General features: G+C 51.8%; 13 protein-coding genes. 4 read left to right on the top strand and 9 right to left on the bottom strand.

Annotated features, from left to right (window positions below):
* Positions 1 to 5 precede the first annotated feature (5 nt).
* The 6 genes from ACYVIY_RS09925 to bshA all read right to left on the bottom strand — a co-directional run bounded on the left by ACYVIY_RS09925 (position 6) and on the right by bshA (position 7,775).
* The gene (locus ACYVIY_RS09925; protein ID WP_460976169.1) at positions 6 to 2,795 is read right to left on the bottom strand and encodes a TonB-dependent receptor; all 2,790 of its coding nucleotides are present in this window, start codon (positions 2,793 to 2,795) and stop codon (positions 6 to 8) included.
* Positions 2,796 to 2,888: 93 nt separating this feature from the next.
* A complete protein-coding gene (locus ACYVIY_RS09930; protein ID WP_460976170.1) occupies positions 2,889 to 3,464 on the bottom strand; it encodes a carboxymuconolactone decarboxylase family protein in 576 nt (191 codons plus the stop codon).
* 161 nt (positions 3,465 to 3,625) lie between these two features.
* A complete protein-coding gene (locus tag ACYVIY_RS09935; protein ID WP_460976171.1) occupies positions 3,626 to 4,165 on the bottom strand; it encodes a hypothetical protein in 540 nt (179 codons plus the stop codon).
* A 308-nt stretch (positions 4,166 to 4,473) separates the two neighbouring features.
* Positions 4,474 to 5,121 carry a sterol desaturase family protein gene (locus ACYVIY_RS09940; RefSeq protein WP_460976172.1) on the bottom strand — a complete coding sequence of 216 codons (648 nt, stop codon included), beginning with the start codon at positions 5,119 to 5,121 and terminating at the stop codon, positions 4,474 to 4,476.
* Positions 5,122 to 5,207: 86 nt separating this feature from the next.
* Positions 5,208 to 6,545: an NAD(P)/FAD-dependent oxidoreductase gene (locus ACYVIY_RS09945; RefSeq protein ID WP_460976173.1), complete on the bottom strand. Its 1,338-nt coding sequence runs from the start codon at positions 6,543 to 6,545 to the stop codon at positions 5,208 to 5,210.
* A 90-nt stretch (positions 6,546 to 6,635) separates the two neighbouring features.
* Positions 6,636 to 7,775 carry an N-acetyl-alpha-D-glucosaminyl L-malate synthase BshA gene (gene bshA / locus ACYVIY_RS09950; protein WP_460976174.1) on the bottom strand — a complete coding sequence of 380 codons (1,140 nt, stop codon included), beginning with the start codon at positions 7,773 to 7,775 and terminating at the stop codon, positions 6,636 to 6,638.
* A gap of 236 nt (positions 7,776 to 8,011) precedes the next feature.
* On the opposite strand from bshA, the gene ACYVIY_RS09955 reads away from it, so the two are divergent.
* The 4 genes from ACYVIY_RS09955 to ACYVIY_RS09970 all read left to right on the top strand — a co-directional run bounded on the left by ACYVIY_RS09955 (position 8,012) and on the right by ACYVIY_RS09970 (position 10,823).
* Positions 8,012 to 8,551: an ABC transporter permease gene (locus tag ACYVIY_RS09955; RefSeq protein WP_460976175.1), complete on the top strand. Its 540-nt coding sequence runs from the start codon at positions 8,012 to 8,014 to the stop codon at positions 8,549 to 8,551.
* Between the two features lie 85 nt (positions 8,552 to 8,636).
* Positions 8,637 to 9,512: a geranylgeranylglycerol-phosphate geranylgeranyltransferase gene (locus tag ACYVIY_RS09960; RefSeq protein ID WP_460976176.1), complete on the top strand. Its 876-nt coding sequence runs from the start codon at positions 8,637 to 8,639 to the stop codon at positions 9,510 to 9,512.
* A 94-nt stretch (positions 9,513 to 9,606) separates the two neighbouring features.
* Entirely contained in the window at positions 9,607 to 10,305 is a 699-nt protein-coding gene (locus ACYVIY_RS09965) for a TapB family protein (protein WP_460976177.1), read from the top strand.
* 137 nt (positions 10,306 to 10,442) lie between these two features.
* Positions 10,443 to 10,823 carry a MerC domain-containing protein gene (locus ACYVIY_RS09970; RefSeq protein WP_460976178.1) on the top strand — a complete coding sequence of 127 codons (381 nt, stop codon included), beginning with the start codon at positions 10,443 to 10,445 and terminating at the stop codon, positions 10,821 to 10,823.
* On the opposite strand, the gene ACYVIY_RS09975 is transcribed toward ACYVIY_RS09970, so the two are convergent.
* The 3 genes from ACYVIY_RS09975 to ACYVIY_RS09985 are packed head-to-tail and all read right to left on the bottom strand — an operon-like array spanning position 10,824 to position 12,947.
* Positions 10,824 to 11,915: a cytochrome-c peroxidase gene (locus ACYVIY_RS09975; protein WP_460976179.1), complete on the bottom strand. Its 1,092-nt coding sequence runs from the start codon at positions 11,913 to 11,915 to the stop codon at positions 10,824 to 10,826. It abuts the gene before it with no gap.
* A gap of 2 nt (positions 11,916 to 11,917) precedes the next feature.
* A complete protein-coding gene (locus ACYVIY_RS09980) occupies positions 11,918 to 12,730 on the bottom strand; it encodes an MbnP family protein (RefSeq protein WP_460976180.1) in 813 nt (270 codons plus the stop codon).
* Positions 12,731 to 12,743: 13 nt separating this feature from the next.
* Entirely contained in the window at positions 12,744 to 12,947 is a 204-nt protein-coding gene (locus ACYVIY_RS09985; protein WP_460976181.1) for a hypothetical protein, read from the bottom strand.
* Positions 12,948 to 13,029 lie beyond the last annotated feature (82 nt).

The following is a 13,029-nucleotide window of genomic DNA, read 5'->3' on the forward strand; positions in this document are numbered from 1 at the left end:
AACAGTTAACGTAAACCCTGATCAAATACCAAAGAGACGTAATAGAGCCCACCGACTGCGGGTGAACCGTAGGATTGTACCGTGTACTGATTCGTCAGATTAGAAGCTCCTACTTTCAGCACCGTTTTCAGCGAAGGCATACGGTAGCTGACCTGCGCGTCGAGGAGGTGGTAAGCAGGAACACGACCGGGAATCATGGCGTTGAACGAACCATACCAATCGAAGCTTTCCTGCCAATGCCAGGCCAGGTTAAAACCGATGTTCGGCATGATGTTCCGGTGCCCCAGCGTTACGTTGGTCTTAAGCCGTGGGGTATTGAAAGCCGCTACGTTGTTCGGATCGGCATTGCGGATGTTGAACGCTGACCACGTACCGTTAGCCCCCAGTTGATAGCCTCCACCAGTGCGGTACGTCAGGCCGAGCGTTGCTCCCTGTGCCGATACTTTATCGGGCGCGTTCGTATACAATTGAAATGCCTGTACCCGACCACTCAAAATGTCCTGAGCAGCGGCCGGATTAGGCTTCCCATCAGCGCCCAGCACCGGGCTGTTCGGACGTAACACAACCGAGTTCAGGATGAAATTGGTATACACGCCGTAGTAAAAATTGGCGTCAACCGACAGCCTGCTGCTGAGCAGCCCACGATACCCCACTTCCACGCTGTTGACGCGCTCAGGTGCGATATAGGGCACATTCGATTTTTGCAGCTTGTCTTTATTCGCCAGTACGGCCTGCTGCGGTCCAAGCTTACCAACATCAGCCCCAAATCCGGCCCCAAACTGGTTCACACTGGCCGATGTATACGAGTTTTCGTAGACATTCATACCGGCGCTGTTGCTGGGTGCTCCGCCCAGAATGGTGATCGGCCCAACGTTCAGTTTGATAAACTGGTCGGATGGAGTAGGATTCCGGAAGCCGGTCTGGTAGCTGGCCCGGAAATGGTGCCGATCAGTCGCCGAATACACGGCCGACGCCCGGGGTGTAAAGTAACCCGCGAAGTTCTGATTCTTATCGTACCGGCCCGACACGGTCAGCTTCAATTTATCGGCGAACAGCGCTTTGCTCACCTGTGCAAATGCACCGTACTCATGATACAGAATCCGGCCGCCTTTATCGTCGAAGAGGGTTCCGTTTGTAAACAGGCTGTATTGCCGGTAGTTACCGCCCACCAGCACCTCGGCTGCATTGTTGAGCGCCGAGGTAAGGTTATACTGGCCGTCGGCATGCCACATGCTGGTCTGGCTCAGGATGCCGGCTCCATCTAGCCCCTGAACGTTAACCAGGCGATTTTTCTGCGCGTCGAATTCAGGGGAGCCGGGCAGCAGTCTTCCCTGATCGGCGAAGCTGCGTGCCAGGCTGTGGTCATTCCCGATCACATTCGGAATGGTCCCACTGTAGGCGGCTGCGTACCGGTCGAACCAGGTTTGGTCGGCTTTATCGGGCGATACTACGTTCCCGTTCAGATCACGCACCCAGGTCCGGTTAATCTGCTGACCGAGCGAACGCGTATTAAAGGAGTCGTGTGAATCTTCGGCATTGCTGTACCAGCGCACAAAGAAGTGGCTTCCGCGCAGTTCGAGTCGATGTTGCATCAGCGAAAATCCATTGACCGAGAAACGGTTAGACCCCGTGTAGTTCGCCGTGCCTTTGGCGTAGTTCAGGGCATAAATGGCTTCCAGCTTCGGCGTAATGCGGTAGTGCATGGCTCCATTCAGTTTCAGGCTATACACATTATAATCCGTCAAATCACGCTCCTGATAGCCGGTCCGCGATACCTGCCCGACATTGGGTAGCGTTCTGACAACTTCGTCTCCGTAGATGTTAAGCCCATTGGCAGCCGGATTTCGTATTCCCCGTTGATCAGCCGGAGTCGTCTGGTTTACGTCGGTATAATCCGTGGCAAACCAGTCCAGCCCCCACATGTAAGACGCATTTACCTTAAACGCGAAGCGGTTACCAAACGCTTTGGCATACCGAATGGCGTGGTCATTATACATTGCCGGGCCTGTATCCGGGTCGTTGAGGTGGTTCACGCCAACTTTCGCCTGCACACTTAAGCCCTGGTATTTGAACGGATCTTTGCTGGTCATCAGCAGGGCGCCGTTAAAAGCGGCCGGACCATATAAAGCCGAAGCGGCACCCGGCACAAGCTCCACGCTCTCAGCGTCTAAATCACTCAGACCAAACATATTGCCAACCGAAAAGCCAAACCCGGCTGGCTGGTTATCTACCCCGTCAATGAGTTGCAGGAACCGGCTGTTTCCGGTGCTGGCGAAGCCACGCGTGTTGATCTGGCGATACGTCAGTCCGCTCGTCACCATATCCACTCCTTTGAGGTTGTTGATGCCTTCATAGAACGTAGCTGACGGCGTTTCGCGAATCGTACGAGCATCCATTTTTTCGACCGTTACGGGGGCTCGGACCAGCCGTTCTTCCACGCGCGATGCGCCCACAACTACTTCCTGTAGTTCGCTGGTCGCTAGTTTGAGTTCAACACGAATCGGTTTAGTGAGTTCTATCACGGCAATTCGTTGGGTCTCGTAGCCAACCATCGACACCCGTAGGGTGAGCGGAGACTTTTTAGTGGTATTCAGTGAAAATGCCCCCGCTGCATTCGTTACGGCACCAGTTACCTGCCCGTCGACGGTAACGTTCGCTCCGGCTACGGGTTCATTGCTAATAGGGTCAATTACCGAACCCGTTAGATTTATTGATTGAGCTCCTGCTGCCGTACCAAACAGACAAATCAGAAGCCATAGCCACGCCGGACGCGTCGCGTATGTATAGGTTTTCACAAGGATTATGTTCTAAAGTAGACGAAATACCCAGCCAACACAGCCAAATTAGAGTTTGGCCAGCGGTTGAATAGGCTTGAAAATGGGATAAACTCAGTGGCTGGTAACCACCGGTTGCGGAGCGGGATAACCGCCCGGCGGACGGTTGTACCCCCGGTTCACGATACGGTCGCCAAGTACATCGTAATAGGCTGGATCGGTAGGCGCTACCGTTGCCAGCCCATCTACGTACTTGTTGTACAGACAAAACAAAGCCGCAATCAGCACCGTGTCGTGAATTTCGCGGTCGGTGGCCCCGGCGTTACGAGCTCGGGACACAGCCTCAGGCGTAACAGCACGACCGGACTGCTGCGTCAGGGCAGCAATCTGAAGCAGCGCCTTCATCTTTTCGCTGACAGGTGCCGTTTCGATGTCCGTTTTCACAGCCTGGGCCGTATCGCTTTCGCCCAGCAGCAGATCGGCGGCTTTGGTATGGGCCGCGTTACAGAAGTTCGTACAATTTCGCGACGACACGATGGTCGCAATGAGTTCGCGTTCCCCCTGGCTTAGCGTAGAGTCGCCACGCAGCAGCAGTTGAGTCAGTTCGCGAATCGGCATAGCCGTATCTAATCGATATTCGAGTAAGCCAGTAATACCCGGGAGGTGTTCCGGCAGAGGAATATGAGGCATGATAAAGTCGAGTTAGTGAATTACCAGTGATGGACGTAACACCGCGCTCATGACCCAGGCGTTATGGAGGTGACAACGCTTTGCCGCCTATACACAAACGCACTGAGACACCTGGCAGCCAAAGGCAGTCGGGCAGTGTTCGGTAATCAGGAGAACTAAACTCAGACTTCGGGAGGGGGCGAATAAATCGGCAGCGCACGCTGCAGCAGTAAGGCAGGTGCGTCGGGAATCCGAACGTCAGCCCGCCACAAGGGTGGCAAGAACTGGAAAATGGCCCGCGCATTGGGCGAGTACTCTTTCAGCAGGAATTTCAGGAACTGGTTTGCCTTTTTACCGGTATCGGTAGTACCGGCCACGTGGTTGTTCAGGAACGAGAGCAGATCATCCTGCCAGAATGAAGGACGTTCCGTTTCCAGTCCGGCAATATAGAGCTTATTAGCCCGAATCTCTAGACTGACTACGTTGTAATAGTGCCCTTTATAGACAAAGCCTTCGTTCGTGGTCCGGGTCAGAGCCAAAGCGTCAGCTTGACCAGTCAGGGGGATTTCAAACTCAACCAGGCTATCCACCGACCTATAAACCAGCAGCCGTTCAGATAAGTCGTTTTCGGCTTGCCACCACGTACCAACCAGCACCAGCACATAAGCCAGGGTGTGGTACAGCAGCAGGGCTGATAAACCGATGGAGACAACTTTCTTCACGCCGTGTTAGGTAAAATTATTCCAAATATAGTGCTATATAAAAGTTCTAAACAAGTCTTTGGCGTAGTTAAATCAAAATTTAAGCCAGTCGAAACCAGGCGTTATACCAACGCAGTGCAACACCACATCCCAGCACAATACTCTGGCAATCAGCTCTTTACAAATCTTTTTCTTACGTAGTCGTTGGCATACAAGCAGTGCAGTAAACGCTCAAATAAAAAGCGATCATTTATTGGTCTTTATACAAACAGAACGCCCTGGCTAATGATTAGCCAGGGCGTTCTGCAATTCAATAGCCACAGAGGACTTTATTTCTGGAATGACCCAAATATGTAGTCCCAGAAAGGCGATGAAACCCCGTAGTTACTTTCCGGATTTTTGTAGTGGTGAACACTGTGGTTGATCCACAACTGCTTCAGGAAATTCTTGGGTGGTGCATAGGCGTGCACAATAAAGTGCGTGGCCAAATAACCCGAGTAACCGACCAGAAACCCAGGAAAGAACGCGTAAGCCGCTTCGCCCATCAGCAGGAAGAATAAACCGAAGAAAGCACCGGCTACAATAATAGCCAGGGCTGGGGGCATCGCCAGCCGGGTTTTGTCTTTCGGATACTCATGGTGAACGCCGTGGAATGTATACTGGATCTTGGCACGCTGGGGCGTCGACGGCTCCAGATGATACAGGTACCGGTGTAAAACGTATTCAAACAAGGTGAACGAAAACAAACCCACGACGAATAAAGCCGCGATCATACCAGCACCCATGTCGGTATACGTAAACGCGTACCATCCCAGAAAAACTGACAAAATCAACCACATCGAGATCGGCACCATGATGTGCGTACGCGACAAGGCCTCCAGAATCGGATTATCGAACAGTTGCTTGGTTCCGCTATTTTTAGGCCGGGTTTTACCGTGACCGGCCATCGTTCTTAATTTTTCAGTAGTTTCTTCCATAAAGCTGTATTCGATTGTTGGCGCGAAATTACGATGAAAAGTGATTTGACTGTTCCAGATAGTAAACCTATTTTACTACCTTTTCATTACGTTTTACTAACTTCAAGCTGATCAGAAAGTTTTTCGTGCATTTCTGACATATCTCCCTTGGGCAATTTCTGGCGAATAATGAGCCGGAGCGAGTTATTATACGTTAAGTAGTTGAACATCCAGTTTATAAAAATGGCCAGTCGGTTTTTGACACCAACGATGGACATCAGGTGTACAAACAACCACGTTAGCCAAGCAAAAAATCCCTGAAACTTCAGGAAAGGTAAATCAACTACTGCCAGACCCCGCCCAATCGTTGCCATCGTTCCTAAATCACGGTACGTAAACGCTTCTAATGGTTCGTTACGGACCAGATGCAGAAAGTTGCGGGCCAGATGTTTCCCCTGCTGAATGGCGGGCTGAGCCACTTGTGGGTGCCCATTCGGCCATTTTTCTTCGGTCATCATCGCTACGTCGCCAATTGCAAATAGGTCGGTAAACCCCTGCACCTGGCTGTAGCGGTTCACCATAACCCGTCCCCCTCGCCCGATCACCTCATCCGGTAAGCCCGCCAGTGGATTTGCTTTTACGCCAGCCGCCCAGATCAGGTTATTCGTGCGAAGCGTTGAGCCATCGTTCATGGTTACGGTACGTCCGTCGAAATCCTTGACCCGCGTATTCAGCCGAACGTTTACACCCAGCTTTTGCAGATACTCCAGCGAATGGGTTTGCGAGGGCAGCGACATAGGCCCCAACAGTTCGGCTCCCGATTCGATGAGGTAAATGTCCATCATCTTGAAATCGAGTTCGGGATAATCGCGGGGCAGCACCGTCTTACGCATTTCGGCCAGGGTACCACAGAGTTCAACGCCCGTTGGTCCACCACCCACTACCACTACGTCCATAAGCCCTTCGCGTTCATCTTCCGTCTCGACGCTTAAGGCATCCTCGAAGTTTTGCAGCATCCGGTTCCGAAGCGCAATAGCTTCCGCTACCGACTTCATTGGCAGTGCTTTGGCAATGATGTTCTGCTGGTTGAAGAAATTGGTATCGGCCCCCGTTGCCATTACCAGATAATCATACTCGATAGGTCCCAGTTCGGTATCAACCTGCTTGTCGGCCGTCCGAATCCCTGTTACGCTCGTTACCCGGATGTGAACGTTCTTGCAGTCACCAAACACGGCCCGCAGCGGAAACAGAATCGAATTGGCCTCCAGCCCCGCCGTGGCCACCTGATAGTAAAGCGGCTGAAACTCGTGGTAATTATGCTTGTTAATGAGCACTACCTGGAATTCTTTCCGGCGCGACAGTTTTCGAGCCAGCTTCAGTCCGCCAAAGCCTGCGCCAACGATTACTACCCGGGTTCGGTCTGTGCGGGGGATGTTTGGGTTCATAGATCTGAGTTGCGCTAAACGATAGACGGAGAATTAGGTAAACAGACTAAAGCACTCGCAGTTCGTAAATCAGAAACTCCTTCTGTTTGTTTACGACACCAGCGCCCGGGACTCCTGCAACACTCGCTCGTAATAGGCTTCGTACAGGGGCAAGATACGCGATAACTCAAACTCTCGGGCCCGTGCCAGCGCATTTTCTTTAAAAGTTGGCAAATGCGCGTCGTCCAGGATGTACAGAGCATTTTTGACCATGTCGTTGACATCGCCAACGGGGCTCAGGAAACCGGTAACCCCTTGTATGTTCAGCTCGGGCAAACCACCCGCATTCGACGTAATGAGCGGAACCTCACACGCCATCGCTTCGAGGGCGGCCAGGCCAAAGCTCTCATTCTCAGACGGCATTACGAACAAATCAGCCACCGACAGCACTTCTTCAACGGCATCGAGCTTGCCCAGGAACCGAACCTGATCGTAGATGCCCAGATCACGCACGAGCCGCTCAATCCGGGCCCGCTCGGGACCATCGCCCACCAGCAGCAGCTTCGCGGGCGTCTGCTGCTGCACGTAATAAAACGTCATCACGGCATCGTCGATCCGTTTTACGCGCCGAAAGTTCGACGTGTGCACAATCAGCTTCTCACCGTTGGGACAGATGGCTTTTTTGAAGTGCTCTTTCTGTTGCCGTTTGAACCGGTCCAGATCAACAAAATTTGGAATCACTTCAATGTCGCGGTGTACATTAAAATGAGCGTAGGTGTCCTGCCGCAGGTTCTCCGATACCGACGTAACGCCGTCCGATTCGTTAATGCTGAACGTAACAACGGGCTCGTAGGATGCATCCTTACCCACCAGCGTAATATCCGTACCGTGCAGTGTGGTCACTACCGGCACCGTACGGCCCTGCGAACGCAGAATCATTTTGGCCATGTACGCGGCCGATGCGTGCGGAATGGCGTAGTGCACGTGAAGCAAATCCACGTTTTCATTCATCACTACGTTCACCATCTCACTGGCCAGCGCCGACTCGTAGGGAGCGTACTGGAAGAGTGGATAAGACGGTATATTTACTTCATGATAAAAGACGTTTTCGTTGAAAAAATCGAGCCGGGGGGGCTGCTGATAGGTAATGAAGTGAATCTGGTGGCCGTTCTTAGCTAAGGCTTTACCAAGCTCTGTTGCGACAACGCCACTGCCCCCGAAGGTCGGGTAGCACACTATACCGATTTTCATACACAGGGGAACGGTTTGTTCCTCAACAACAAACACGGGCAAAAAGAATCCCTTTGTCGTATGAAGAACTTATTAATCTCTATACAGGACACGCAAGTGAGCCTTTCCACCTACGTAACAGGTCTTTTCGAGTTGTTTTTTTAGTGGATTGTCTAAAATTGAACGCTTACTAAATAGCCGAACAAACCCTTCTTGTTTCTTCGTAAGTTGCAGCAACGAACCCTCTGTTGACCCTTATGAAGTCCATTACTACGTTCCTTACCTGCTTTTTCACACTATCTGTTACGTTGTCGTCATTGGCCCAAACCGCTTATGACATTACGGAAAACGAACCCGCACAGTTCAACGGCATCGAATACGGGTACGCCATTCGTAACGAAGCAAAAAAAGAAGTTGGCAAGAACACCTTCAACCGGTATGAACTGACTGTATACGTAGCGAATAAAAGCGGCTGCACTAAACTTTTCTTTCCCAGGCAAACCCCGTTTGGCTTACAGCCTCAAGATCAGTTAGCCCAGTTCGATTGCCTGAATGCAACAGGGGCCCGCCTGACATCGAAGAACAGTCAGGTGCGGGCGAAACCCTTTTACGTACCGTATTCAACGACCAGTAAAAACGCGGAAGGAAAAGCCGTAACGAACACTGTGCAGGTGCAGGCCGGGCACATGCTGGCAAACGGCGAAACTGTTTCGGAAAACATCATCGTGATCGTGCCCGACGGTGAGCAGCCCAAACTGCGGGTTCGGGTTCAGCTCCATGAACTCGCGGAACGGTAACGGAAGCCGGGTTTTCATGTAGAGAAAAACACATTCGCTGTTGCCATTACCGCGTCAAAAAAGCCTAATTTTGTAAAAAACCAGTATGGTCGCCCGTCAGCCCATTCCTTTTTTAGCCTTTACGTTCGGTTTTCTGCGCCTGATCCGTGTGCAGAATCTGCTGATCGTTGTGCTGACGCAATTTCTGGCCCGCATTTTTCTGGTAGGTCCCCATGAGCAGTGGACTCGCATTCTGGTCGACCCTACCATCTGGCTGCTCTCCTTCTCGACGGTCTGCATTGCCGCAGCGGGGTACATCATCAACGACTACTTCGACGTCAAGATTGATCTGGTGAACAAACCCGACCGCGTGGTGATTGGGCGGTACCTGAAACGCCGGGTGGCCATAGGTGCCCATCAGGTGTTGAACGTACTGGGCTGCCTGATTGGCCTGTACCTCAGCAAGTGGGTGTTTCTTACCGACGTTGTGTCGGTGTCGCTCCTGTGGTTTTACTCGGCCAAGTTCAAACGGCAGCCCGCCATTGGCAACATTGTTATCTCGCTGTTAACCGCTCTGTCGCTGATTGTGCTGGCCGTGTACTACCGGCAGAACGCCGAGATGCTGCTGATTTATGCCTTATTCTCCTTCGGTATTTCGCTCGTTCGGGAGATCATCAAAGACATGCAGGACGTGCGGGGCGACGCTCGTTTTGGCTGCCGGACGCTGCCCATCGTGTGGGGCCTTCGGCGAACCAAATACCTGCTCTACGTCCTGATTGGCTCGTTTATCGGGACCATGTTCCTGATTGCGGATTCGCTGGGCAACCGGAACCTGGGCTATATTTTTCTGTTCCTGCTGCTGCCAATTACCTGGCTTACGTACCGACTCGTCTTTGCCGATACCCGGCGCGATTTTGGCTACCTCAGCAATCTCTGCAAACTCATCATGCTCTTAGGCGTCATCAGCATGGCCTGGGCCTAGAACACGCTCATTACGTCCGTTAACTCAAGGATTTACCACACGAGTAATGTTGGTTTCTACATTTGATGATGTTGAACCAGTTACTTGTGAACAGATGAAAACTTTAGTCGTAGCGATCATTATCAGTGTGGTTACGTTGGTCCGTGTGCAGGCTCAGGACTGCATGGGCATTACGCTCAAGCCGGGCATGAACTTCGAACTATCTACCTTTTCTGCGAAAGACAAGCCAACCGGCAAAATCGCTTATCAGGTCAAAGAAGTCCGGAAAGAAGGCAGCGCGACAGTTATGGACGTTACGGCCCAGTTTCAGGACGAGAAAGGCAATCAGCAATCGCCCTACACCATCCGCTACACCTGCACAGGCAACGAATTGGTAGCCGACATGTCGGGCATGATGCAGGGCATGCAGGCTAATATGAAGAATATGGAGATGAAGCTGAAAACCAACCGGCTCGTCTATCCCGGCAAACTGAGCGTTGGCCAGAAACTGGCCGATGGTGTGATGGAAGCCGAAATGGTCAGCAACGGTACGTCCATGATGAACATGGCCATGACCATGAGCAACCGGCAGGTAGAAAGTCAAACGCCTATCACGACGCCCGCGGGAACGTTCGATACGTATAAAATCTCGTCGGATATGAACTTTGAAAACCGGGTGATGGGCATGCCGATCCGAAATGCGATGCGCGTCGTCAGTTACCGCACCAACGACCAGATTTTCGACATTCGGTCTGAGACCTACAACAAGAACGGTAAGCTAATGGGGTATATGCTGCTGAGCAAGATAAATTAAGCCGCTCAATACAACGTTGATAGTCAGAAGCTAACAACACAGGCGACCAAAAACAAAACGCATTTCGCAACTTTGTTGCAAAAAAGTGAGTTAAGAGAAGGTACGGTTGGTAAAGGCGTCGTATTTTTGCGCTGCTTATGAAAATGGATCTACTTTCTCGCAAAGCTGACTACATCGGCATCACTGGATCGGTATTGTGCATCATTCACTGCCTGATCACCCCAATACTCTTAATGAGCAGCAGTTTGTTACAGCATGACGAACTGCGCGTTGGATACCTTAGCCTCGATTACGTTTTCATTGCGGTCAACATCGTAGCCGTTTATTCGGCCACCCGGCATTACGCTTCGCCGATGGTGAAAAAGAGCCTGTGGGGGTTTTTAGGTCTTTTTATTGTAGCTATTCTCCTCGAAGATGCCGCTCCCGCGTTTGAGTACATGGCTTACGCGGCCTCCGCAGGGCTGGTGATGACACACCTGATCAACATTCGTCAGCACCGGCTAAGTCACGTTCATTAATTACGGTTTGAACCGGCGGTCGCTGATAAACTGTGCATCCGTTAAGGTGTACAGAAACGCGATAATGTCCTGCTGCTCCTGCTTCGTCAGCGCAGTACCGGGTTTAGAACCGGTTTTTAGCAGAGAATCCAGCGCCGGATTGTCGTTTACCCCTGTTGCATAGTGATTCAACACTGCGTCGAGCGTGGCAAACCGGCCATCGTGCATATACGGCGGGGTATTGGCAATATTACGTAGACTAGGCACCCGAAACTTGTTCTTGTCCGACTCGTTTAACGTAATGCTGTAGCGGCCCAAATCTGGCTGGGTTGCGTTCGGGTTTGGCAAGAGTCCGTTATTCCGGTAAGTCTGGTCGGTAAATAGATCACCCGCATGGCAGGCGGCACAGTGCTGTTTGAACAAGGCAAGTCCGCTGGCTTCCTGGGCCGTCAGGTTACCCCCCGATTCATTACGTACGTACTTGTCGTACTTTGAATTCGCCGACACCAATGTTAACAGGTATTGCGACAAAGCCTTTAGGAAACGCTCCTGCGTTACGTCCTCCGAGCCAAACGCCGATTTAAACAAGGGCGTGTACTTGGCACTTTTCCGAATTTTGTCGAGTACCCGCGTCAGGGTATCTCCCATCTCCACCGGATTCTGGATCGGCGAAATCGCCAGCAGATCCAGGTCATGAACGCCACCATCCCAGAAGAATGCTTTGTTCCAGGCCAGGTTCTGAATGCCTAATCCGTTCCGTGGGCCCAGCTGATCGCGAATGCCGTGACTTAGCGTGTGATCGGTATGGGCAAAGGCTGCTTCGGGTATGTGGCAGAACCCACAGGTGATAGTCCCATCGTGCGACAGCATCCCGTCGAAGAACAACGTCTTGCCCAGTAAGACGCCTTCGTACGTCAGCGGATTTTTCTCGAAGTTATAAACCGGCTGCGGAAAATTAGCTGGCTTCTGCCAGGGATAGGGCGTTGTTTTGTACTCAACCGGCGTTGGTTCGTCAGGTTTAGTGGGATCGGCGGTTCCATTCTTCTGACAGGATACCACCAGACAAAACATCCCGATACTTATTGCGAGTCCGATACCCTGCCAACGTCTCATACTCATTTAGGCTGCTGGGATACGTACTGAAACATCTGCGCGTAATTGTTGGCAATGGTAGCCGAAAAAGGCGAAACCATCGCCAGCGGATTCTGGGCAATGCTCACCCGTGTTGCGCCATCGAACACCCGTAGAATGTCGGCCTTTATGGTCACTGGGGTAGTTTGTCCGGTCTGAACAGCCACTACGCGATCGGTGAACGGCACGGTGGCTGTGCGGAGATTATTGAGCGTTTTGGTATCGTAGCCGCCAAACAGACCGATGTGGTACTGAAAGATCCGAGCCCCGCTGGGATCAGCCGGAGCCTGGGGGGATGTGCCTTCGAGTTTAAAGAAGATATAGCCCGAATTCCAATCCCAGTACATCCCGGCGTTATGACCACCTGCGGGTTCCAGTACGCCCTTCCGCCGACTGATGTCCATCGTGCTCCGCAGACTGTCGACGCCGATCAGGTAGGTAATGCTCGTGTAGTCGCCCGCCGGAACGTTACGCAACGTAACAACCTGCGAGGCCGGGTCGGCTTCCTGAATCAGAAAGTAGCTGCTATCCTGCGGCACTACGTAGTCTGACCCATCGGTTCGCTTCAGACGAATGTTACTCACAAAATAATTGAGCCGCGATATGGAAAACTGTTCGCCAGCCGCGTTCTGATACGTTCCCGTGTTGAGAGCCAGGTCCTGATTGCCGACTACGTTATCGAAGGTCAGAGATAGTGAACCCACGGCCGGAGTGGCTGCGTCGTTCGGCTGGCAAGCCAGAAATCCGACCGTAATAGAACCAACCAGCAAAAGAGCGAAGAGAAAGGTCTGGCGCATACGTGCTACGTTACTAGCCTAATTTATTCTTACCATACAACGTAATCAAGGCTACAATACCTCCGCTGATTAGTATGATGAACAGCCAGACAACCGCATTGGTTGCACTAAACGGCCGCTCGGCAGCTTCATAGCCTAGCCCTATCATCGAGCCTATACATATCCCAATCAGACTAAAATAAATGAACTGGATAATCGGAGGTAGTCGGCGGAGCATACACAGCTAACGTTGTAAGTCAGTAACGAAGAGAACCCCAGAATCATTGAGCCAATCGAGATTAAATCCTGATTATGATATA

It is taken from the genome of Spirosoma knui, assembly GCF_054780635.1.

Coding starts and splice junctions, on each gene's coding strand:
- ACYVIY_RS09930 (WP_460976170.1), bottom strand. CDS start 3,464: ATGCCTCATATTCCTCTGCCGGAACACCTCCCGGGTATTACTGGCTTA.
- ACYVIY_RS09940 (WP_460976172.1), bottom strand. CDS start 5,121: ATGGAAGAAACTACTGAAAAATTAAGAACGATGGCCGGTCACGGTAAA.
- ACYVIY_RS09945 (WP_460976173.1), bottom strand. CDS start 6,545: ATGAACCCAAACATCCCCCGCACAGACCGAACCCGGGTAGTAATCGTT.
- bshA (WP_460976174.1), bottom strand. CDS start 7,775: ATGAAAATCGGTATAGTGTGCTACCCGACCTTCGGGGGCAGTGGCGTT.
- ACYVIY_RS09955 (WP_460976175.1), top strand. CDS start 8,012: ATGAAGTCCATTACTACGTTCCTTACCTGCTTTTTCACACTATCTGTT.
- ACYVIY_RS09960 (WP_460976176.1), top strand. CDS start 8,637: ATGGTCGCCCGTCAGCCCATTCCTTTTTTAGCCTTTACGTTCGGTTTT.
- ACYVIY_RS09965 (WP_460976177.1), top strand. CDS start 9,607: ATGAAAACTTTAGTCGTAGCGATCATTATCAGTGTGGTTACGTTGGTC.
- ACYVIY_RS09970 (WP_460976178.1), top strand. CDS start 10,443: ATGAAAATGGATCTACTTTCTCGCAAAGCTGACTACATCGGCATCACT.
- ACYVIY_RS09975 (WP_460976179.1), bottom strand. CDS start 11,915: ATGAGACGTTGGCAGGGTATCGGACTCGCAATAAGTATCGGGATGTTT.
- ACYVIY_RS09980 (WP_460976180.1), bottom strand. CDS start 12,730: ATGCGCCAGACCTTTCTCTTCGCTCTTTTGCTGGTTGGTTCTATTACG.
- ACYVIY_RS09985 (WP_460976181.1), bottom strand. CDS start 12,947: ATGCTCCGCCGACTACCTCCGATTATCCAGTTCATTTATTTTAGTCTG.